This window comes from Rhodococcus oryzae (assembly GCF_005049235.1).
Lineage (GTDB): Bacteria > Actinomycetota > Actinomycetes > Mycobacteriales > Mycobacteriaceae > Rhodococcus_G > Rhodococcus_G oryzae.
The window spans coordinates 16,336-37,753 of record NZ_SUMD01000012.1; the positions used below are offsets into that span (position 1 = coordinate 16,336).

General features: G+C 69.2%; 20 protein-coding genes. 8 read left to right on the top strand and 12 right to left on the bottom strand.

The genetic code is table 11. The features are described from left to right. Nucleotides 1-7 precede the first annotated feature (7 nt). Nucleotides 8-496, bottom strand: a complete 489-nt coding sequence (locus FCG67_RS21095; RefSeq protein ID WP_136911612.1) for a DUF420 domain-containing protein — start codon at nucleotides 494-496, stop codon at nucleotides 8-10. A 97-nt stretch (nucleotides 497-593) separates the two neighbouring features. After that, entirely contained in the window at nucleotides 594-2,126 is a 1,533-nt protein-coding gene (locus tag FCG67_RS21100; RefSeq protein ID WP_136911613.1) for a class I adenylate-forming enzyme family protein, read from the bottom strand. A gap of 127 nt (nucleotides 2,127-2,253) precedes the next feature. On the opposite strand from FCG67_RS21100, the gene FCG67_RS21105 reads away from it, so the two are divergent. Both FCG67_RS21105 and FCG67_RS21110 read left to right on the top strand, forming a co-directional pair. Continuing rightward, nucleotides 2,254-2,874: a TetR/AcrR family transcriptional regulator gene (locus tag FCG67_RS21105; protein WP_136911614.1), complete on the top strand. Its 621-nt coding sequence runs from the start codon at nucleotides 2,254-2,256 to the stop codon at nucleotides 2,872-2,874. Nucleotides 2,875-2,903: 29 nt separating this feature from the next. Then, nucleotides 2,904-4,556 (top strand): acyl-CoA dehydrogenase family protein, encoded by a 1,653-nt coding sequence (locus tag FCG67_RS21110; protein WP_136911615.1) that lies wholly within the window; start codon nucleotides 2,904-2,906, stop codon nucleotides 4,554-4,556. Between the two features lie 57 nt (nucleotides 4,557-4,613). Here the strand turns inward: FCG67_RS21110 and FCG67_RS21115 are convergent, their stop codons facing one another. From FCG67_RS21115 to infC, 9 genes are all read right to left on the bottom strand, one after another. Continuing rightward, nucleotides 4,614-4,802, bottom strand: a complete 189-nt coding sequence (locus tag FCG67_RS21115; protein WP_136911616.1) for an adenylate cyclase — start codon at nucleotides 4,800-4,802, stop codon at nucleotides 4,614-4,616. 45 nt (nucleotides 4,803-4,847) lie between these two features. Next, complete coding sequence (locus FCG67_RS21120) at nucleotides 4,848-5,402, bottom strand: DUF2332 family protein (RefSeq protein ID WP_246045200.1); 555 nt, start codon at nucleotides 5,400-5,402, stop codon at nucleotides 4,848-4,850. Nucleotides 5,403-5,434: 32 nt separating this feature from the next. Further along, nucleotides 5,435-5,908: a hypothetical protein gene (locus FCG67_RS21125; RefSeq protein ID WP_136911617.1), complete on the bottom strand. Its 474-nt coding sequence runs from the start codon at nucleotides 5,906-5,908 to the stop codon at nucleotides 5,435-5,437. A gap of 112 nt (nucleotides 5,909-6,020) precedes the next feature. After that, complete coding sequence (pheT, locus tag FCG67_RS21130; RefSeq protein WP_136911618.1) at nucleotides 6,021-8,507, bottom strand: phenylalanine--tRNA ligase subunit beta; 2,487 nt, start codon at nucleotides 8,505-8,507, stop codon at nucleotides 6,021-6,023. A 34-nt stretch (nucleotides 8,508-8,541) separates the two neighbouring features. After that, entirely contained in the window at nucleotides 8,542-9,612 is a 1,071-nt protein-coding gene (pheS, locus tag FCG67_RS21135) for a phenylalanine--tRNA ligase subunit alpha (RefSeq protein ID WP_136911619.1), read from the bottom strand. Between the two features lie 64 nt (nucleotides 9,613-9,676). After that, on the bottom strand, nucleotides 9,677-10,489 hold the full coding sequence (locus FCG67_RS21140) for a TrmH family RNA methyltransferase (protein ID WP_136911620.1): 813 nt from the start codon (nucleotides 10,487-10,489) through the stop codon (nucleotides 9,677-9,679). Nucleotides 10,490-10,512: 23 nt separating this feature from the next. Further along, on the bottom strand, nucleotides 10,513-10,902 hold the full coding sequence (rplT, locus tag FCG67_RS21145; RefSeq protein ID WP_027503191.1) for a 50S ribosomal protein L20: 390 nt from the start codon (nucleotides 10,900-10,902) through the stop codon (nucleotides 10,513-10,515). A 67-nt stretch (nucleotides 10,903-10,969) separates the two neighbouring features. Continuing rightward, complete coding sequence (gene rpmI / locus FCG67_RS21150) at nucleotides 10,970-11,164, bottom strand: 50S ribosomal protein L35 (RefSeq protein ID WP_027503190.1); 195 nt, start codon at nucleotides 11,162-11,164, stop codon at nucleotides 10,970-10,972. Between the two features lie 53 nt (nucleotides 11,165-11,217). Then, nucleotides 11,218-11,922, bottom strand: coding sequence for a translation initiation factor IF-3 (gene infC / locus FCG67_RS21155; protein ID WP_097213247.1), 705 nt, complete (start codon nucleotides 11,920-11,922; stop codon nucleotides 11,218-11,220). Between the two features lie 295 nt (nucleotides 11,923-12,217). Here infC and FCG67_RS21160 point away from each other — a divergent pair, with 295 nt between their 5' ends. Beyond that, the gene (locus tag FCG67_RS21160; protein WP_077041805.1) at nucleotides 12,218-12,562 is read left to right on the top strand and encodes a DUF1844 domain-containing protein; all 345 of its coding nucleotides are present in this window, start codon (nucleotides 12,218-12,220) and stop codon (nucleotides 12,560-12,562) included. A 72-nt stretch (nucleotides 12,563-12,634) separates the two neighbouring features. Further along, complete coding sequence (locus FCG67_RS21165; RefSeq protein ID WP_246045201.1) at nucleotides 12,635-13,054, top strand: DUF1801 domain-containing protein; 420 nt, start codon at nucleotides 12,635-12,637, stop codon at nucleotides 13,052-13,054. Nucleotides 13,055-13,823: 769 nt separating this feature from the next. Here FCG67_RS21165 and uvrA read toward each other — a convergent pair. Further along, nucleotides 13,824-16,748 carry an excinuclease ABC subunit UvrA gene (gene uvrA / locus FCG67_RS21170; RefSeq protein ID WP_136911622.1) on the bottom strand — a complete coding sequence of 975 codons (2,925 nt, stop codon included), beginning with the start codon at nucleotides 16,746-16,748 and terminating at the stop codon, nucleotides 13,824-13,826. Between the two features lie 170 nt (nucleotides 16,749-16,918). On the opposite strand from uvrA, the gene FCG67_RS21175 reads away from it, so the two are divergent. From FCG67_RS21175 to FCG67_RS21190, 4 genes are all read left to right on the top strand, one after another. Beyond that, on the top strand, nucleotides 16,919-17,608 hold the full coding sequence (locus FCG67_RS21175; protein WP_136911623.1) for an MBL fold metallo-hydrolase: 690 nt from the start codon (nucleotides 16,919-16,921) through the stop codon (nucleotides 17,606-17,608). A 53-nt stretch (nucleotides 17,609-17,661) separates the two neighbouring features. Further along, nucleotides 17,662-18,555: a DoxX family protein gene (locus tag FCG67_RS21180; protein WP_136911624.1), complete on the top strand. Its 894-nt coding sequence runs from the start codon at nucleotides 17,662-17,664 to the stop codon at nucleotides 18,553-18,555. After that, nucleotides 18,552-18,965, top strand: a complete 414-nt coding sequence (locus FCG67_RS21185; RefSeq protein ID WP_211243290.1) for a DUF4440 domain-containing protein — start codon at nucleotides 18,552-18,554, stop codon at nucleotides 18,963-18,965. The genes FCG67_RS21180 and FCG67_RS21185 overlap by 4 nt, the downstream gene beginning before the upstream one ends. A 118-nt stretch (nucleotides 18,966-19,083) precedes the next feature. Then, nucleotides 19,084-21,384 carry a HelD family protein gene (locus FCG67_RS21190; protein ID WP_136911625.1) on the top strand — a complete coding sequence of 767 codons (2,301 nt, stop codon included), beginning with the start codon at nucleotides 19,084-19,086 and terminating at the stop codon, nucleotides 21,382-21,384. The last annotated feature ends 34 nt before the right edge of the window (nucleotides 21,385-21,418 follow it).

The window sequence follows — 21,418 nt, forward strand, 5'->3', positions numbered from 1 at the left end:
GCGGCCGTCAGACGACGAAGGCAACCCAGTAGAAGACCCAGCAGGACACCGCGGTCAGGGCCATGTCGATCGCGGCGATCCGGGCCCATCGCCGGTGCCACGCACTGTGCGCCCCTGGCTGCGGCGACCTGCCGAAGTTCCGCATCGCCCGAACGATCACCACCGGCCACAGCAGGACCGAGAAGACCGCGAAGACCAGGTGGACGGCCAGCACCGACCACACCAGGCTCGACGCCGAGCCGCCGACAGCACCCGCCGACCGTTCCTCCCACCCGTTGAAGCGCACGTCCAACTCGAAGAGGACGACGGCCACGAGCAGCGCGACGCCGAGCGCCAGTTGCACCGACCTGTGCAACCGAAAACGCCTGCCGACCCTGACCTGATAGACGCTCCAGCCGAGGACCGCCACCACCAGCGCCATCAACAGCACCATCATGTCCATGGCCGAGGAGGCCCTCGTGCCGAGGAAGCCGTCGATCCCACTGAACTCGTTCATCGCCGAAACCACACCTTTGTTCCAATCTTCCCGACACACTGTCGGGAAGATGCGTGGTTCGCAACGTATCAGGCCGCGCAGGCGTGCCCGGCGCCGGTCAGGACAGCACAGCCTCCCGGATCACGTGCTTGGTGAGCTTCCCGGAAGGATTGCGCGGCAGTTCGTCGACCACGACCAGCTCCCGCGGGATCTTGTAGCGGGCCAGCTTGTCGGCCAGGTAGTCCCGCAACTCGTCCAGCTCTAGGTTCGCGCCGCCGACGGTCGCCACCACCGCGACCACCGTCTCGCCCCACTGCGGGTGCGGCCGACCGATCACCGCGACGTCGACGATGTCCGCACGCGGGCGGATCGCCTCCTCCACCTCCTGCGAGTAGACGTTCTCGCCGCCGGTGATGATGACGTCCTTGGTTCGGTCCACGATGTAGAGGTAGCCGTCCTCGTCGACCCGCGCGACATCGCCGGAGCGGTACCAGCGGCCCTCGAACACCTCGTCGGTCGCCTCGTCGTTGTCGAGATAGCCGACCATGCGGGTGTCGCTCGCGAGCCAGATTTCACCCGTCTCCCCCGGCTGGGCGTCGCGGCCATCCGGCCGGACCACCCGCAGGTCGACACCGGGCATGCCGCCGCGCCCGATCGACCCGGCCTTCGCGATCTGCTCGTGCGGGTAGAGCGCGGTGCCGGTCGGGCCCATCTCGCTCATCCCGTACACCTGATAGAAGGCCTCGGACCTGTACGCCTGCTGCAGCTGCCGCGCCACCTCGGCACCGATCGGCGCACCGCCGTAGGTCCATCGCCGCATGGTCGAGAAGTCGTAGGTGGACATGTCGATGCCTGCGGCGCGGGCGACCTGCAGCGGAGCCAGGTACGCGATCGGAGCGCCGAAGAACGCGGTGATCTTCTCGGCGCCGATGATCTCGAGGAAGGGCAGCGGCGCGTACTCGCGCATCAACACCACCGTCCCGCCGAGGAACATCGTCGGGACGAACCAGACATTGAGGGGGGCCGCGTGCCAGATCGGCATCGCGATCAGCACCCGTTCGTCGCGGTCAAGGCCGAGGGTGGTCGCGATGTACGGCGCGACGGTCGTGATCGAGCGATGCGTGTGCAGACAGCCCTTGGGGGCACTGGTGGTCCCCGACGTGTAGAGCACCTGGGCGATCTCGGTCTCGTCGACTGCGACGCCGTCCCACTCGTCGGCGACGTCCACCAGCGCGTCGAAGTCCCGATCCGCCTGCCCCTCGGCGTCGTCACCGAGTTCGGTCAGCAGCCAGTCCACCTGCGGTGCGCCGGCCTCCGCGTTCACCCGGAGGCCTGCGGAGACCACACCCACCTTCGCGCCGCAGTGCGTGAGCGTGTACTCGACCTCCGGGGGCGCCAGCTTGTGGTTTACCGGCACCAGCACTGCGCCCGCCCGCCACGCCCCGAAGGCCGCGATCACGAAGCCGGGGGTGTTGTACGTCATCACCGCGACCCGGTCGCCGCGCCGGACACCCCGACCGCGCAGCACCTCGGCCGCCCGCTTCGACGCGGCGACGAGTTCGCGATAGCTGAGGCGCTCGGCCCCGTAGACCACCGCCTCCTTGTCCGGGAACTTCCGGCAGGTGCTCTCCAGCATCGTCGTCAGGTCCATGGGTCCTCCTCGGGGTGGCGCCCGGCTTGTCGTTGCGGCCGGATTGCCGTCTACGGCGATTCGTTCTACAGTCGGGATCGTCAAGGATTGAATCACGATTCATAGTTTTGCGAAAGGCACCGACGAGATGGCCTACCGAGCGACGGAGAAGACCCGCGCTGCCCAGGCGGAGCGTCGGGAGGTGCTGCTCGCCGAGGCCGGGAAACTGGTCGCGGCCGGCGGATTCTCCGCGGCCTCGGTCAAGGCCATCGCGGAGAACTGCGGCGTGAGTGTCGGCTCGGTGTACTCGTACTTCGACGGCAGGTCCGACCTGCTGGCCGCCGTGTTCCGCCGCGGCGCCGACCAGGAACTGAACGAAGTGCGGATGGCCGTCGCCGAACACTCGGGCGCGGCGGACCGACTGCGCGCGCTCGTCGAGACGTTCGCCCGCCGCGCCATCCGGGGCCGCCAGATGGCCTGGTCGCTGCTGTTCGAACCGGTCGATCCCCGGGTCGACGAGGAGCGGCTCATCTACCGCGGCTCCTACGCCGAGCTGACCACCGCGATCCTGCGCGACGGCATCGAGGAGGGCGAACTGCCCGACCAGCACGTCGGGATCGCCGCGGCCGCGCTGATCGGCGCCATCAGCGAGTCCCTCACCGGCAGGCTCTCCCCCGTTCCGGTGGAGCTGCCCGAGACCTTCTCCGACGACGACATCGTCGACGCCATCCTCCAACTGTGCCTGCGCGCGGTCGGTTTCGCCGCCTGACCGCAGCCGATACCCAACAAGGAATCAACATGACGAACACAGTCGCCTCGCCGCACCGCACCCACGAGGTCTTCAACCAGGCACCCCCGCGGGTGGAGGTCAACGAGTACACCTCGAACGTCCCGCTCGTGGAGGGCGTGCGCCGGTACGACGCCGACTGGGCGCAAAGCGATCTCACCGAGGTCGGCGAGCTGGTCGGCACAGCGGAGTTCCAGCACGACGCGGATCTGGCCAACACCGTGCTCCCGACCCTGCACACACACGACAAGTACGGCCATCGGATCGACGAGGTCGAGTACCACCCGAGCTACCACCGGATCATCGGAGCGGCCGTCGAGCACGGCGCCCACACCTCCGCGTGGGCCGACCCGAAGCCCGGCGCCAACGTCGCCCGCGCCGCCACGTTCATGATGTTCGCCCAGGTCGAGCCCGGCCACTCCTGCCCGGTCTCCATGACCCATTCGGTGGTGCCCGCCCTGGACTTCTCCCCTGAACTGGCCGAGCTGTGGCTGCCACGCCTCTACGCCCGCGGGTACGACGGCGGCCTCGCCGCGCCCGGCAGCAAGCCGGGCGTGCTGTTCGGCATGGCGATGACCGAGAAGCAGGGCGGATCCGATGTCCGCGCCAACACCACCCGCGCGGTCCCGAACTCCGACGGCACCTGGTCGCTGACCGGGCACAAATGGTTCTGCTCGGCGCCGATGTCGGACGGCTTCCTGATCCTGGCGTACACGGACGAGGGGATGTCCTGCTTCCTGGTCCCGCGGGTGCTCGAGGACGGCACCAGGAACGTCTTCCGGATCCAGCGCCTCAAGGACAAGCTCGGCAACAAGTCCAACGCCTCGTCGGAGATCGAGCTCGACGGCACGATCGGACATCTGGTCGGCGAACCGGGCCGCGGCGTCCGCACCATCATCGAGATGGTCTCGCGCACCCGCCTGGACTGCGTGTACGGCTCGGCCGCGGGCATGCGCCAGTCGGTCGCGGAGGCACTGTGGCACGTGCGCCACCGGGCCGCATTCGGCGCGACGCTGATCGACCAGCCCGCGATGACTGCGGTCGCCGCGGACCTGGCGCTCGAGTCGGAGGCCGCCACCGCGACCGCGCTCCGCCTGGCCCGCGCCCACGACGAGGACGCCGACGACGCCGAGAAGGCGTTCCGCCGGCTCGCCACCGCCGTCAGCAAGTACTGGATCTGCAAGCGCGGACCGCATCACGCCTACGAGGCGCTCGAATGCCTGGGCGGCAACGGCTACACCGAGGCGTTCCCGCTGGCGCGCCGGTACCGCGAGCAGCCGGTGATGGCCGTGTGGGAGGGTTCCGGCAACGTGATCGCCCTCGACGTGCTCCGCGCCATGACGCGCGAACCCGAGTCCGTCGCCGCCTTCGACGCGGAGCTCGCGCTGGCGTCCGGTACGTCGCGGTTGTTCGACGACCACCTCACCCGGATTCGGGGCGCACTGGCCGAACTCGCGACCCTGGACACCGCGCAGGCCCAGCTGCGCGCGCGTCCCGTGGCCGCGGCAATGGCCCTCGGACTGCAGGGCGCACTGCTCCTGCGCACCGCGCCTTCCGCGGTCGCCGAGGCGTTTCTGGCGGCGCGGCTCGGACCCGAGCGCGACCTCGAATACGGCACGCTCCCCGTCGGCACCGACTTCGGGACGATCCTGGACCGCCAGTAGTTCGAGGACGGCCGGCTCGGTGGCGGACCCAGGTCCGACCGGGCCGGCCGTTCTCGCTCACTCCAGGCGCAGTGCCGCCGATCGGCCCCGGCCGTCCGGTTCGTCGGGGAATCCGCGGGGCTTGCGCTGCCCGAAGTTCTCCCAGATCGACACGATGAACAGCATCGTGACCCCGATGAGGACGACGGCCACGGTGGTGATGACGACCGCGAATCCGAACACGACCCCGATATCCGACCAGACCATGGCACTACCTCCACGTTTTGGTTGTGAAGTTGCACAGTGGGACGGCTACACCGTACGCCGAACGACCCCGGGAAGCGCCTCGAATCCGCCGGACACTGGGACTCTGTCAGCCAGGCCAGCATGCGGCCCCGCGACCAGCAGCGCCCGATGGCCTCGACCCTGCGCATCGACCCGTCGAACACCGCCAGGCCGATGACGCTGTGGCCGGAGGCGCGACAGCGCCCACGTCGTGGTGACGACGGGCAGGGCGTCCGCGGGCACACGGGCGAAGGCGTCGGGCAACACCTCGACGGCATCCCCGTGCACCAGCAACGGAGACCGCCGTCGCACCCACCCGATGCGCCGCCTCGGCAATGGCCGGATACAGCACGCCGCCGTGTCCGGTCTCGCCGGTCCGCGTCTTACGGCGCGCGTGGGATGCCGCTTGCGGGCCGGCGCCGCCCCGATGGCGCGCAGTGCCTCGTCGGACCCGCTCAGCGCGACGGCGACGCGCTCGTACAGCGGCGATGTACCGGCGGCGTCGACCTCACCGAAACGTCGGTACACCTGAGCGAGAGTGCGGGCCCTTCCGGCGGGTGCGGCGCTTCCCGCGGTCGGCATCGAAGTCGAATTCTGGCCAGTGAACGACAAACCTAGGAGTCCATGGTCTTTCGGATCTCGTCCAGCTTGCTCTTCGCCGCCTTCTGCCGCTCTTCCCACTGCTCCGCGACAGTGCGACCCGCAGGGGACTCGGCGTCGAGCTCGGTGGCACCCGCGGCGGTCCCGGCGCGGGTCTCGATCTTCTCGCGCACCGAGTCGAATGTCGGCACACCGGAGTCGGTGTAGTCGGGCGCGGGCATCGCGGTCGGCAGCCCGGTTCCCGCCGTCGTCGCCGGGACTCCCGCCACCACCGTCGGGTCAGGCGGGATCGGCACGTCGGCAGGGAAGGGCACCTCGGCCGGGATCGGTACATCCGGCGAAGCCGGGACCTCGCCGCCGATCGCGTTCGCGGCGGCTGCGATCGATGCGAGCCCCGGTCGGCCCGCGGTCGCGGCGGCGATCACCCGCACCAGTTCCTGGTCGGTGAGCCGGCTCAGCCCATCGGCAACGCTCTGGGAATCGGTCATGACACCTCATTCCGTCGACTTGCCGCAAGGCTACGTCAGCCCGCGTCGAGAGTGCACCTGCCGGACGGCCTACTCGGCCGATGCCCCGGTAGGTGCACTCTCGACAATGCGGTCAGGCCCGAAGCTGCGCACCCACGGCGGCGGATGCCGCGGCTACCGCCGCGTCCCGTGCCGCTGAGGCCTCGTCCTCGGTGAGCGTCCGATCCGCGGCGCGGAACCGCAGCGCGAAGGCCAGGGACTTGCGACCCTCACCGACCTGCGCACCCTCGAACACGTCGAACAGGCGGATCTCCTCGAGCAGCTCGCCCGCGCCGGAGCGCAGCGCCGCCTCGACGGTGGCGGCGGGCACGCTCGCCTCGACCACGACCGCGACATCCTGGAGGACCGCCGGGAACGGCGAGACCCGAGGCGCCGGAAGCGATTCGGCGATCGGCAGCGCGGTCAGGTCGATCTCCACCGCGCAGGTGCGCGGCGGCAGCCCGCTGCGCTCGAGCACCGCCGGGTGCAGCTCACCCGCGTACCCGACGACGATTCCGTCGACCAGCAGTTCGGCGCCGCGGCCCGGGTGCCAGGGCAGGTACTGAGCCGCCCTGCGCTCGAGGTTCACGCCAGCCGCCTCGGCGATCGTCTCCGCGGCCGCGAAGGCATCAGAGGCCTCGACCGCGCGGCCCGAGCCCCACGGCCCGCTCGGCACCCTGAGCCCGGTCAGCACCGCGGCGACGTGGGTCGGCTGCGCGGGCAGCGACTTCAGCAGATCCGCGATCTGGTCGTCGGTCGGGCGACGGTCCACCGGCAGCGCCTGCACCGGCTTGGTGTCGGGTCCCGGCAGGACGACCTGCGCGATGCCGAACAACGCGAGGTCGCGCTGGCCACGAGAAGTGTTGCGGGACAGGATCTCCAACAGGCCCGGCAGCAGCGTGCTTGCCAGCTCGGGACGATCGGACTCGAGCGGGTTGAGCACCTTCGAGGTCGTGCGGCGCGGATCGTCGGCGTCGAGGCCCCAGGTGTCGAACACCCCGGTGGGCAGGAACACCGTCGGCAGCACCTCGACGTACCCGTCGAACGCGAGCGCCCGACCGACGGCGCGGCGGCGACGCTGCTGAGGGGTCAGGCCGCGGCCTGCGGGTGCGGCGGGCAGCACGGACGGGATCTGTTCGAGGCCCTCGAGGCGCAGCACCTCCTCCACCAGGTCCGCGGGCTGCTCCAGGTCCGGCCGCCAGGTGGGCGGGGTGACCACGAGCTGGCCGTGGCCGGACTCGCTGACCCCCACGTCCACGGCGCAGCCGACCTGGGTCAGCCTCCTGGCCGCGGTGCCGTTGGGGTACGCCACGCCCGCCACCCGATCGGGCAGGTCAATGTCCATGCGGATGGGCGCTGGGTCGTTGACGCCGCCGACATCGGTCAGCACCGATTCGATCCGGCCGCCCGCGATCTCCACCAGGAGCGCGGCCGCACGGTCGAGCGCGGCGACGGGCAGGGCCTGGTCCACCACGCGCTCGTACCGCTTGCTGGCCTCGCTGATCAGCTTGTGCCTGCGGGAGGTCCGGAATACCGCGAGCGGGTTCCAGATCGCGGCCTCGAGCAGCACCTCGGTGGTCCCGGCGCCGACCTCGGTGCTGGCACCGCCCATGACACCGGCGAGAGAGACCGCGCCCGTGTCGTCGGCGATCACCACGTCCTCGGCGTCGAGGGTCCGCTCCACCCCGTCGAGGGTGGTCAGCTTCTCGTCAGCGGCGGCCCGGCGCACGACGAGGCCACCGGTCAGCTTGTTCGCGTCGAAGGCGTGCAGCGGCTGTCCCAGCTCGAGCAGCACGTAGTTGGTGACGTCGACCGCCGGGGAGATCGGACGCACGCCGGAGAGCAGCAGCCTGCGCTGCAACCACCACGGGGAGACCGCAGCGGGGTCGATCCCGGTGACGCGACGCAGCGCGAATCGCGGCGACCCCGACTCGGGCAGCACGGTCAGCGGCCACGCCTCCCCGTCCGCCCCGTGCGTGGGCAGCACCGCGGGATCGGCGAACTCGAGGTCGAACCCGCAGGCCAGCTCCCTGGTCAGCCCTCGAACCGAGAAGCAGTAACCGCGATCGGGGGTGATGTTCAGCTCGATGATCGTGTCGCCGAGGCCGAGCAGGTCGTTGGCGTCGGCACCGGGCTCGGCAGTACCGGGTTCGAGCACCAGGATGCCCGAATGGTCCTTGCCGATCCCGAGTTCGGCGACCGAGCAGATCATCCCGTCGGACACCTGACCGTAGGTCTTGCGCGCGGCGATCTTGAAGTCACCGGGCAGCACCGCGCCGGGCAGAGCCGCGACGATCAGGTCGCCCTCGGCGAAGTTCCTGGCGCCGCAGACGATTCCGCGGGGCTCGGACTCTCCGACGTCGACCTGACACATCCGGATCGGCTTCTTGAACTCGGTGAGCTCGGTGATCGAAACGACCCGGCCGACCACCAGCGGCCCCGGCACCCGGTGCAGGACGTCGACCTCCTCGACCTCGAGGCCGACGCGCACGAAACCGGCGTCCAACTCCTCGGCCGTCACCTCCCAGTCGGGGGTCGCCCGCTGCAGGATCTCGGTCAGCCACGATTGCGCTACTCGCACGTCTTCTCAGCTCTTTCGCTCGTGATGAAGTTCGTCAGGCCTGGACACCGAAGGGCAGCGTGAATCGCACGTCGCCCTCGACGATGTCGCGCATGTCCGGGATGCCGTTGCGGAACTGCAGGGTCCGCTCCAGGCCCATGCCGAACGCAAATCCGGAATACTCGTCAGGGTCGATTCCGCTGGCCCGCAACACCTTCGGGTTGACCATGCCGCAGCCGCCCCACTCGACCCAGCCCGCGCCGCCCTTCTTGCCCGGGAACCACACATCCACCTCGGCGGACGGCTCGGTGAACGGGAAGTAGTTGGGCCGCATCCGGGTCCGGGTGTCCGGGCCGAACAGCGCCCGCGCGAACGCGTCGAGGGTGCCACGCAGGTGTGCCATGGTCAGGCCCTTGTCGATCGCGAGGCCCTCCAGCTGGGAGAAGACCGGCGTGTGCGTGGCGTCCAGCTCGTCGGTCCGGAAGGTGCGCCCCGGGCACACGACGTAGATCGGCACCTCCCGCGAGAGCATGGTGCGGACCTGCACCGGCGAGGTGTGCGTGCGCAGCACCTGCCGCGAGCCCTCGGGCGCGATGTGGAAGGTGTCCTGCATGGTGCGGGCAGGGTGGTCCGGCAGGAAGTTGAGCGCGTCGAAGTTGAAGTGCTCGGTCTCGACCTCGGGACCCTCGGCGACCTCCCAGCCCATCGCGACGAACACGTCGGAGACCTGCTCGGAGATGATGGTGATCGGGTGGCGGGCGCCCACCGGGCGGCGCTGGGCGGGCAGCGTCACATCGATCGCCTCGGCGACCAGCACGGCGGCGTCGCGCTCGGCCAGCAGCACCTCACGACGGGCATCGAATGCTGTGGTGGCCCTGGTACGCGCCGCGTTGACCCGCTTGCCCGCGTCCGCCTTCTCCTTACCGGGCAAAGCGCCGAGGGCACGGCGGACGAGCGACAGCGGCGCCTTGTCACCCAGGTGGTCGATCTTCGCCTTGGCCAACGCATCGAGATCACCCGCGGCGGCGAACGCCGACTCGGCCCGCTCGGCCGCGGCACCGAGCGCGTCTTCGGTCAGAGCCTCGGTGTCGATCGGTCCTGAACTCTCGGCCTCGTTCTTTGCCACGGCTGGTCAAACTCCTCGTCGATGGTCGTCGCGCCGTGCGCACCCGGCGCACAGCAGAACAATCCTAGGTTGTCGGTCGGTCCTGCCGGTGCTGCACCCGCGCGCTCGCGTACAGGCAGATGGCGGCGGCGGTCGCCAGGTTCAGGCTCTCCGCGCGGCCGTGGATGGGAATCCGCACCCGATGGTCGGCCCTCGCGGCGATCGCCGGGTCCAGCCCATGGGCCTCGTTGCCGAACAGCCAGGCGGTCGGCCGGGCCAGCAACTCGTCCGCGTCGTCGAGGTCGACCTCGCCGTCCGCCGCGGTCGCCAGGATCTGCACACCCGCGGCGGTGATCTGCTCGAGCACCAGGGATACGTCCCGCTCCCGCGCGATCGGCAGGTGGAACACGCTGCCCGCCGAGGAGCGCACGCACTTGCCGTTGTGCGGGTCGACGCTGTCGCCTGCCAGGATCGCCGCGTCGGCTCCGACCGCGTCCGCGACCCGGATCACCGTTCCCGCGTTACCCGGCTCGGACACCGAGACCGGGACGGCCAGCAACCTGGGCGATCCGTCCAACGCCTCGCCGAGCGGAACGTCCAAGAGGGCACAGACCGCGACCAGCCCCGGCGGGGTCACCGTGTCGCTCAGTGACCTGGCTGCCCGCTCGGTGATCGGCGAGACCCGCACGCCTGCGGCGGTTGCCCCGGCGATCAGGTCGCCGTACCTGGCGGCGGCCTCGTCGGTGAAGAAGAGTTCCTCCACGCGACCGGTCGCGAGCGCCGCGGTCACCGAGTTCGCGCCCTCGGCGAGGAAGCGCCCCGCCTTCTTGCGCTCGGCGCCGCGCAGCAGCTTGACAGCAGAAACGACCCGTGGAGTCCGCTCGGTGAACGGGTCCACGGGTCGCTCCTGGTTCAGCTTGCTCAGGCTGCTTCCCCGGCGGGGGCGTTCACGTCGGCAGGCAGAGCGGCCTTGGCGATGGCCACCAGGCCGGCAAACGCCTCGGCGTCGGAGACGGCCAGCTCGGCGAGGATCTTGCGGTCGACCTCGACACCCGCGGCGTTCAGGCCCTGGATGAAGCGGTTGTAGGTCATGTCGTTCGCGCGCGCGGCGGCATTGATACGCGTGATCCACAGCTTGCGGAAGTCACCCTTGCGCGCGCGGCGGTCCCGGTACGCGTAGGTGAGCGAGTGGAGCTGCTGCTCCTTGGCCTTGGTGTACAGGCGCGAGCGCTGTCCACGGTAGCCCTTGGAGGCCTCAAGAATTGAACGACGCTTCTTCTGGGCGTTGACCGCCCTCTTTACGCGTGCCACTGGGAAATCCTGTCAATCTCGGAGCGCGACGGGCGCTCCTGGGTTGGTCAAAAAGTGCTGGTCTCGATCAGATGCCGAGCAGGCGCTTGATGCGCGGGGTGTCAGCCTTGCTGACGACGGCCTTGCCATCGAGGCGACGGGTCACCTTGGTGGGCTTGTGCTCGAGCAGGTGGCGACGGCCGGCCTTCTGGCGCAGGATCTTGCCGCTGCCGGACACCTTGAATCGCTTCGAGGTGCCGCTGTGGCTCTTCATCTTGGGCATGGAGTCCTCAGTTCTGTGTTTCTTCGGTACTGCGTTCGGTCGAGACGGTCTTGCTAGCTGGTCGGCGCCTCGGGTGCTGCGCCTTCGGCCGGAGCCTCGGGTGCGGCAGCGGGGGCCTCCGGCACGGGCGGCGCCGAGGCGGGCCTCGGAACCTGGGGCACCGGAGCCTGCGCACTCTCCTGCGCCTTGACGCGGGTCTTCGCGCCCTTGTGCGGGGCGAGGACCATCGTCATGTTGCGGCCGTCCTGCTTCGCCGAGGTCTCGACGAAGCCGAGGTCGGCGACATCGGCACCGAGGCGCTGCAGCAGCCGGAAGCCCAGCTCGGGGCGGGACTGCTCGCGACCGCGGAACATGATGGTGACCTTGACCTTGGACCCGGCCTCGAGGAAGCGAACGACGTTGCGCTTCTTGGTCTCGTAGTCGTGGTCGTCGATCTTCGGACGGAGCTTCTGCTCCTTGATCACGGTCAGGGTCTGGTTCTTGCGCGATTCGCGCGCCTTCTGCGCGGCCTCGTACTTGAACTTGCCGTAGTCCATGATCTTGCACACCGGCGGACGGGCGTCGGGCGCCACCTCGACCAGGTCGAGATCGGCCTCGAGGGCCAAGCGGAGTGCATCTTCAACACGCACGATCCCGACCTGCTCACCGCCAGGTCCGACGAGTCGAACCTCGGGTACACGGATGCGATCGTTGATGCGGGTCTCAGTGCTGATGGGGCCTCCTAGGTTGAGCGGCGTGGTCGTCCTGACCGCCGGCAGCCCGTTGCCCGCTCTCTCCCAACAAAAGAGCCCCGCTGGATTTTCACCATGCGAGGCCCGATGTCGACCGGTTCGATGTCCGCTGCGATCGCTCGCAGCCTTCATCCCCTCTCGAGAGGGAACCCATCCCCTGGCATGATCTCCACACGGAACACCGTGTCGAGGCCAAGCCCTTGAGGGCGGGCGACCGGACCGCTGACCAGCGTGTTTGAGGCGCCAGATAGCGGTGGGAGTCGGACTCCACTTGCTGCCCCCAACGTCGTCGGGGGCGGTCGTGTATGGAAGTCTAGCAGGCATGACAGAGCAAACTCACACGGGCGACGTCCGCGAGCTGGCCGATGTGCCCGCAGTGGAGGTCATCAGCCGCGCCGCAGTGATGCTGATGAGCTCGGCCGCCGAGAAGCTCGGCCTCTCCTCACCCGACCCCGACGAGAGCGACCACCTCGACCTGGACGAGGCCCGCCGGGTGATCACCGCACTCGCAGGCCTGGTCACCGCCTCGGTGGAGTACCTCGGACCGCATGCGGGTCCGATCCGCGAGGGACTGCAGGCGCTCCAGCGCGCCTTCCGTGAGGCCTCCGCCCATCCCGACGAGCCCGGCAACGGCCCGGGCGAGAAGTACACCGGCCCCGTCTACTGATCCCCGCCCCCTGCCGCCGTCGAGTGACCCGTTCACGCGATGGCGGCCGGGGTGAGCGGCGATACTGATCCCGTGGCGAACAAGACCCAGCCGACCGGCGCCGACGTCGACGCGTTCCTCGGCACACTGACCGACGACGCAAAGCGTGCCGACTGCGAACGCCTGATCGACCTGATGCGCGCCGCCACCGGCGAACCGGCCGCGATGTGGGGTTCGAGCATCATCGGGTTCGGCGACCGCGCCTATCGCTATGCCAGCGGGCACACCGGCAATACGGCGCTGATCGGCTTCGCCCCCCGATCGACGGCCCTCACCCTCTATCTGAGCCTGAACCTGGATGACCACCGCGACGCCCTGCAGCGTCTCGGCAAGCACCGGACCGGCAAGGGCTGCCTCTACGTCAAGCGACTCGCCGACATCGACGAGTCCGAACTCCGCGGTTTGATCGAGGCCTCGGTGCGCGCCGCCCGCACGCTGTCCGCCGACTCCTGAGCGGACGTAATCAGCGCGCTGAGCAGCACAGTTCCGCCAATCGGCGAACCCCGCAGCGCGCTGTGACGGACGTCACAATCGTTCGACGAAGGCGGGCATCAGATTCCGTACATGCGTCCAGTCCGGTTCGTGTAAAAAGAGTCCGAATGCAGTGAGGGACACCCCGTCCGGGCGGATCCGCCGACGCTCGACCGGTCGGATGTTCGGGGTTCGCTGCAGTCGGGGGATCACATTCGTTCTGCCCGTCGCCATCTCCGGATGCGACACCAGCTCGATTCGTCTCCAGCCAACGAGAACGCTGGCTTCAGCGCCTCTGTAATGAACACCGCACATCGCAATGAAGGAGCTCACATGCCCAACCCCGGTGACATCGACGGCCTGTTCGGATCGATTGCCAACATCGTCAACTCCTTGCTCTCGGGCGCTGCCAGCGGGTCGGCCCAGACCCCCCCAACCACGGGCGTCTAGCTCGACACGATTGTCTGCCGGCGAGGGCCGGGACCGAGTTCGGTCCCGGCCCTCGCTCCGTCTCACCGCGATTCCTACCGCACAGCGGGAAGCTGCGCACCGCTCGCCACCAGCACAGCACCATCAAAGAGATTCCGTGTCCCTGGTCTTCGACACCCCGATCTACGCGCTGCTTCTCGACCTGGGGGCCGCCTTTGGCTGGTCACTGGGACCGACACCGATGCCGGGCGCCGGCTAGTAAACTCGCCGACCGCTCACAGCCGGAGGGCCGGGACCGTATGCGGTCCCGGCCCTCGCTCCGTCACACCTTCGCGGCGACCTTCCGCGGCGCCCGCTTGCGCTTCGGCGGCGCCGCGGGTGCGACGGGCGCGCCGTCGAGCACGTCCCGCAGGAACCTGCCGGTATAGCTGGCAGGCACCGCCGCGATCTGCTCGGGGGTGCCCTCCCCCACCACGGTTCCGCCGCCCGATCCGCCCTCGGGCCCCATGTCGACCACCCAGTCCGACGTCTTGATCACGTCTAGGTTGTGCTCGATCACGATCACCGTGTTGCCCTTGTCCACCAGGCCGTTGACGACGCCGAGAAGCTTGCGGATGTCCTCGAAATGAAGTCCGGTCGTCGGCTCGTCGAGCACGTACACGGTGCGGCCGGTGGAACGCTTCTGCAGCTCGGCGGCCAGCTTCACCCGCTGCGCCTCGCCGCCCGACAGGGTCGGCGCCGGCTGGCCGAGACGCACGTAGCCGAGCCCGACCTCGACGAGCGTCTTGAGATAGCGGTGGATCGAGGTGATCGCCTCGAAGAAGTCGGCGGCCTCCTCGATGGACATGTCGAGCACCTCGGCAATGGTCTTGCCCTTGTAGTGCACCTCCAGGGTCTCCCGGTTGTAGCGGGCCCCGTGGCACACCTCGCACGGGACGTACACATCCGGGAGGAAGTTCATCTCGATCTTGAGCGTGCCGTCTCCCGAGCAGGCCTCACACCGGCCACCCTTGACGTTGAAGGAGAACCGTCCCGGTTGGTAGCCGCGCACCTTCGCCTCGGTCGTCGCGGCGAACAGGGTGCGGATCTTGTCGAACACGCCGGTGTAGGTGGCCGCGTTCGAGCGCGGTGTCCGGCCGATCGGCGACTGGTCCACCTGGACCAGCTTGTCGAGCTGGTCCAGCCCGTTGATCCGGGTGTGCCTGCCGGGGACCTGACGCGCGCCGTTGAGCTTGTTCGCCATCACGGTCGCGAGGATGTCGTTGACCAGAGTCGACTTGCCCGATCCGGAGACACCGGTCACCGAGGTGAGGACGCCGAGCGGGAAGCTGACGTCGATGTTCTTGAGGTTGTGTTCCTTGGCCCCGATCACCGTGACCTGACGCTTCTTGTCGACGGGCCTGCGAATAGCAGGCACGTCGATCGTCGACCGGCCGGAAAGGTATGCGCCCGTGAGGGATTCCTCGCAGGTCAGCAGCTCCTCGTACGGGCCGCTGTGCACCACCCGACCGCCGTGTTCACCCGCGAGCGGGCCGATGTCGACGACCCAGTCCGAGGTCCGGATGGTGTCCTCGTCGTGTTCGACGACGATGAGCGTGTTGCCGAGATCCCGCAACCGGGTCAGTGTCTCGATCAGCCGCCGGTTGTCGCGCTGATGGAGCCCGATGGATGGCTCGTCCAGCACGTACAGGACGCCCACCAGGCCGGAACCGATCTGGGTGGCGAGCCGGATCCGTTGGGCCTCGCCGCCGGAGAGGGTGCCTGCCGCACGTGAGAGCGACAGGTACTCGAGACCGACATCGAGCAGGAAGCCGAGCCGAGCCTGCACCTCCTTGAGGACCTGACCGGCGATGGCCTCCTCCCGGGCTCCGAGCGTGAGGCTGTTCAGGAAATCCGCGCAGTCCGAGATCGACAACTCGGCGACGTCGGCGATGGACTTCTTGCCGTGCTCGCCCGCCGCGATGGTGACCGAGAGGATCTCCGGCCGGAGCCGGGCACCGTCACACGCCGGACACGGCACGTCGCGCATGTACCCGTCGTAGCGTTCCTTCATCTGCTCGGACTCGGTCTGCTCGAGCCGACGGTGCAGGAAGGGCATCACGCCCTCGAACTCGGCGTAGTACGAGCGCGTCCGCCCGTACCGGTTCTTGTACTTGACGTGCACCTGGTCCGCGCTGCCCTCGAGCACCGCCTTGCGTGCCTTGGCCGGCAGTTCGTTCCATGGGGTCGACATCTCGAAGCCCATGATGTCGGCGAGTCCGGACAGCAGGCGGCCGAAGTACTCCGATGTCTGCCCCATCGACCACGGCGCGATCGCCCCGTCCTCGAGGCTCAGCTCGGGATCCGGCACCACCAGGTCCGGGTCGACCTCCTTGCGGATGCCGAGTCCGGTGCACTCGGGGCAGGCGCCGTACGGCGAGTTGAACGAGAACGACCGCGGTTCGAGATCGTCGATCGAGAGGGCATGCCCGTTCGGGCAGGCCAGCGACTCGGAGAAGCGGCGTTCCCGGTCCGGCGCGTTCTCGTCCCGATCGACGAAGTCGAGGACGACGATGCCGTCGGCCAGGCGAAGCGCGGTCTCCACCGAGTCCGTGAGCCGCTGCTTCGAGCTCGCCTTGACCGTGAGGCGGTCGACGACCACCTCGATGTCGTGCTTCTCCTGCTTCTTGAGCTTCGGCGGGTCGGTCAGCTGATGCACCACGCCGTCGACCCGGACCCGTGCGTACCCCTGGGTGTTGAGCTGGTCGAAGAGGTCGACGAACTCACCCTTACGGGTGCGGACCACCGGTGCCAGCACCTGGAAGCGGGTGCCCTCCTCCATGGCGAGCACCTGGTCGACGATCTGCTGGGGGCTCTGCTTCGCGATCTGCTCGCCGCACACCGGGCAGTGCGGGGTGCCGGCACGGGCGTAGAGCAGACGGAGGTAGTCGTACACCTCGGTGATGGTGCCGACGGTGGATCGTGGATTGCGGTTGGTCGACTTCTGGTCGATCGACACCGCGGGCGAGAGGCCCTCGATGAAATCGACATCGGGCTTGTCCATCTGACCGAGGAACTGGCGGGCGTAGGCCGACAGCGATTCGACGTAGCGCCGCTGGCCCTCCGCGAAGATGGTGTCGAACGCGAGCGACGACTTGCCCGAGCCGGACAACCCGGTGAAGACGATGAGACTGTCCCGTGGCAGGTCGATGTCGATGCCTCGCAGGTTGTGCTCACGCGCTCCTCGCACGATCAAGCGGTCCGCCACTCGATGTCCCTTCTCGTCGACGCAGAGGCGATAGTCCTCACGCGCTGCACATGGTAGGCCGGGGTACCGACATCATCGGTGGAGCCGCGATCGAACGACCCCGGGTCCACCTGTGGCCGATCGCGTGCCCGAACCCTCGTCCGCACACATTCGACGGTAGCGTCCCCACCATGGACGGGCAGCAGATGACAATCGACGACCACTACACCGGAGAGCTCACCGCGGATTCCGATCCGCAGCGGCGATCCTTCGCGGGCGCCAGCATCACCAAGATCTCCGTCGGCCCCATGGACAACAACGCCTATCTCGTGGTCTGTTCCGAGACCGGCGAATCCCTGCTCATCGACGCCGCGAACGACGCGGACCGGCTCGTGAGCCTGGTCGCGGCCGCGGCGCCGACGCTCACCTCGATCGTCACCACCCACCAGCATCCGGACCACTGGCTGGCGCTCGCCGAGGTGGTCGACAAGACCGGCGTCCCCACCATGGCGCACGCACTCGACGCGGGCCCGCTGCCCGTCACGCCCGACCGCACCGTCACCGACGGCGACCTGGTGGAGGTGGGCCGACTCTCACTCGAGGTCATCCACCTCGCGGGTCACACCCCGGGGTCGATCGCGCTGGCGCTGACGGATCCGGCGACCGGCCAGGTCCACCTCTTCAGCGGGGACTCGCTGTTCCCCGGCGGCGTCGGCAAGACCGCCGATGCGGAGAAGTTCGCCTCGCTCTACCGTGACGTGACGACCAAGCTCTTCGAGCGGTTCCCCGACGACACCGTCGTGTACCCGGGACACGGCAAGGACACCACGATCGGCGCCGAGCGGCCGTTCCTCGCGGAGTGGCAGGATCGCGGTTGGTGACGCCCGGCACTGGCTAGGGTGGAGGTGCACCCGACCACGAGGGAGGCCACACCATGTTGGTCCGTCGAATCGCACGCCCCCTGCTCGCAACGGTGTTCATCACCGGCGGCATCGATGCACTCCGACATCCCGCCGGGAAAGCAGACGTCGCGGAGCCGATCATCCAGCAAGCCCATGGCGCTCTCCCAGACAGCGTCGCGGCGCTGGTGCCCTCTGACCCCACGAACCTGGTGCGCCTGAACGGGGCGATCCAGGTCGGTGCGGGCGCGTTGCTGGCCATCGGCAAGGCTCCGCGCGTCGCGTCGCTGACCTTGGCGGGCAGCCTGCTACCGACCACGCTCGCCGGCCACGCCTTCTGGAGGGAGTCCGACCCGGTGCAGCGGGCCGCGCACCGGACCCAGTTCTTCAAGAACATGAGCCTGCTCGGCGGTTTGCTGATCGCAGGCGTCGACACCGAAGGCAAGCCATCGCTCGGCTGGCGGGGCCGCCGAGCGGCCCGTCAGGCTTCCGATGCGGTGCTGGCGGCGCTGCCGACGGCCAAGGAGAGCGAAGCGCACGGAGCGGTCGGTGAGCGACTCCAGTCCGCATCGGAACGGATCCGTGAGCTCGCGGCCGAGGCGGCCGAACGCGGGGCAGCCCTCGCGGAGACGGCGCAGGAACACGCCCCGGAACTCCTCGCACTCGCCCGCGAACGCGGGACAGCCCTCGCGGAAACAGCACAAGAACACGCCCCGGAACTCCTCGCACTCGCCCGCGAACGCGGGGCAGCCCTCGCGGAGACGGCACAGGAACGCGCCCCCGAGCTCCTCGCACTCGCCCGCGAACACGGCGCCGAGTGGACCGAAACGGCGACCGAGCGCGGCGCCCGACTGGGTCACACGGTCGGCGTCGGCACCGAACGCGCCGTGCGGCGGGCCCGACGGGCCGTCGCGAACCTGGACTCGTGATCACTGCCACGGAACCCCGGATCATCCGGGAGATCGAGGATCACCACGCGGTACTCGAACGGTGGCTCGGGACCGTCGCGGACCCGGCGCTGCTGACCGAGTTCATCGGCGCCCACACCGCGGACTTCTCACTCGTCACCACCGACGGGCACGTCGTGTCCCGCGACCAGCTCACCGATTCGCTCCGCGGGGCGCGGGGCGCAGTCCCCGGCCTCCGGATCGTCATCACGGCGGTCGAGGTACAGGTCGCCACCGCCGAGGTGGCGATCGCCCGGTTCACCAAGACACATCACACCGAGACCGGAACCGGGTCCGGCGTCCGGGTGGTCACCGCCGTCCTGATCCCCGCGCCGGCCGCTCGTAACGGACTCCGTTGGCGCTCGGTGCACGAGACCCTCCGCACCGACTGAACCAGGCGCCGCGGATGACGCGCCGGACAGCGCTCTGACCTGGCCCTTCTGCGTCCAAGCCACCCGCCCACTAGACTCGCTTGGCACTTTTCCCTCCCCTACCGCCCGAGGAGACCACTTGCCGGACGAGGCGCTGCAGCACGACGAACGTGAGCGCGAGCAGCAATACGTGTCGATGCTGTACGACCGTCTGGATTCGCTGCGTGACTACGCCGCGACCCGCCTGCGCAAGGTGCTCCTCGAGACCGGCGGTACCCCGCAGGCTCGCAGCGAGCGCGAGTCGTTCAGCCTGATGTACACCGAGGACATCGCCAAGTACGACGCCGCGGAGAACGGCCTCTGCTTCGGGCGGATCGATCTCGACGGGCAGGATCCGGACGAGGAAGCCCTCGACGGCGACGTGCGGCGCTATATCGGCCGGGTGGGCATCCTCGACGAGGCAAACGACTACGAGACGCTGCTGCTGGACTGGCGGGCGCCGCTGGCCCGGCCGTTCTACCTGGCGACCCCGGCCGCGCCCGAGGGCGTCACCCGGCGCAGGCACATCAGGACCCGCAGCAGGAAGGTCACCGGGCTCGGCGACGAGTACCTGGACCTCGCGACCGCGGAGCGCGCGGGGGCACTCGACGGCGCCGACGGCGTTGCGGGTGAGAGCGCCCTGCTCACCGCGCTCAACGCGGCCAGGACCGGCCACATGAACGACATCGTCGAGACCATCCAGTCGGAGCAGGACGCGATCATCCGGTCCGAGCACAAGTCGGTGATGGTCGTGCAGGGCGGGCCGGGAACCGGAAAGACCGCGGTGGCACTGCACCGCGCGGCGTATCTGCTCTACACCTACCGGCAGCAGCTGGCGAAGAGCGGCGTGCTGATCATCGGGCCCAACGACACCTTCCTCGACTACATCGGCCAGGTGCTCCCCTCGCTCGGCGAGACCGGCGTGCTGCTCTCCACCATCGGCGACCTCTATCCGGGAGTGCGTGCCACGCATCAGGATTCGCTCGAGTGTGGCGAGGTCAAGGGTTCGCTCGCGATGGTCGAGGTGCTCAAGCAGGCGGTCAGGGACCGGCAGGAGACCCCGCCGGAGCCGATCCGGCTGAGGTTCGACTCCTACCCGATCTCCCTCGATCGCAAGGTCGTCACCCGCGCGCGCGGGCGGGCCCGCTCGTCGCGGCGCCCGCACAACCTCGCCCGGCCGATCTTCGTCTCGGCGGTGATCGAGGCCCTCGCCGATCAGCATGCGGCCCGGATCGGGTCGAACGTGCTGGGCGGGGCGAACCTGCTCAGCCGCGACGACATCGCCGACATCAGGGACGAGATGCGCGGCGATCCCGAGGTGATGGCCGCGATCGACGGGCTGTGGCCGCAGCTGACACCCCAGCGGGTGCTCGCGGACCTGCTCGGTTCCCGGAAGCGGCTGGACACGGCGGCACGCCAACTCACCGCCGAGCAGCGCGAATTGCTGCACCGCACCGGTGTCGCGGGGTTCAGTGCCGCCGACGCTCCCCTGCTCGACGAGCTCGCCGAGCTGCTCGGCGTCGACGATGCGGCGGAACGCGAACGCGCGGACCGCGAATGGCGGGCACAGATCGCCGATGCCCAGGGCGCGCTGGACATTCTCACCGGCTCGGCCCCGCAGGACCTCGAGGACGAGCTGGATCCCGAGATCCTGATGGCGTACGACCTGATCGACGCGGGCCAGCTCGCGCAGCGTCAGGACCTGCGGCAGTCCCAGACCGCAGCCGAGCGCGCGGCGGCCGACCGCACCTGGACCTACGGGCACGTCATCGTGGACGAGGCGCAGGAACTCTCGGAGATGGCCTGGCGAATGTTGATGCGGCGCATCCCGAATCGGTGGATGACCCTGGTCGGCGACACCGCCCAGACGGGCGATCCGGCGGGCAGCTCGTCCTGGCAGACGGTGCTCGAGCCGTACGTCGCCCGGCGCTGGAAGCTGACCGAGCTGACGGTGAACTACCGCACGCCGTCGGAGATCATGGAGGTCGCGCAGGACGTGCTGGCCCGGATCGACCCCGACCAGACGGTGCCCCGTTCGGTGCGCGACTCGGGGACGCGGCCATGGGCACGGCGGGTGCCCGAGGGCGACGTCGCCGAGCAGGTCCGTCGGCTGGTAGCCGCGGAGACCGGGCCGGGTCTCGTCGCGGTCCTGACCAGCGAGTCCGGGGTCGACGAGTACCTCGACCTGATCTCGGATTCGGTGAGCGTGCTCTCGGTCCGGCAGGCGAAGGGGCTCGAGTTCGACTCGGTCCTCATCGTGGAGCCCGGTCAGATCGTGGACGAGTCACCGCGCGGGATGAACGACCTCTACGTCGCGCTCACCCGCGCCACGCAACGGCTCGGCGTCGTGCATGCGCACCCGCTCCCGGACGGACTGTCGAAACTGTCTGCACTCGAATAGTTTTCACGGGCGCAATGACAAACCGCCCCCGTCG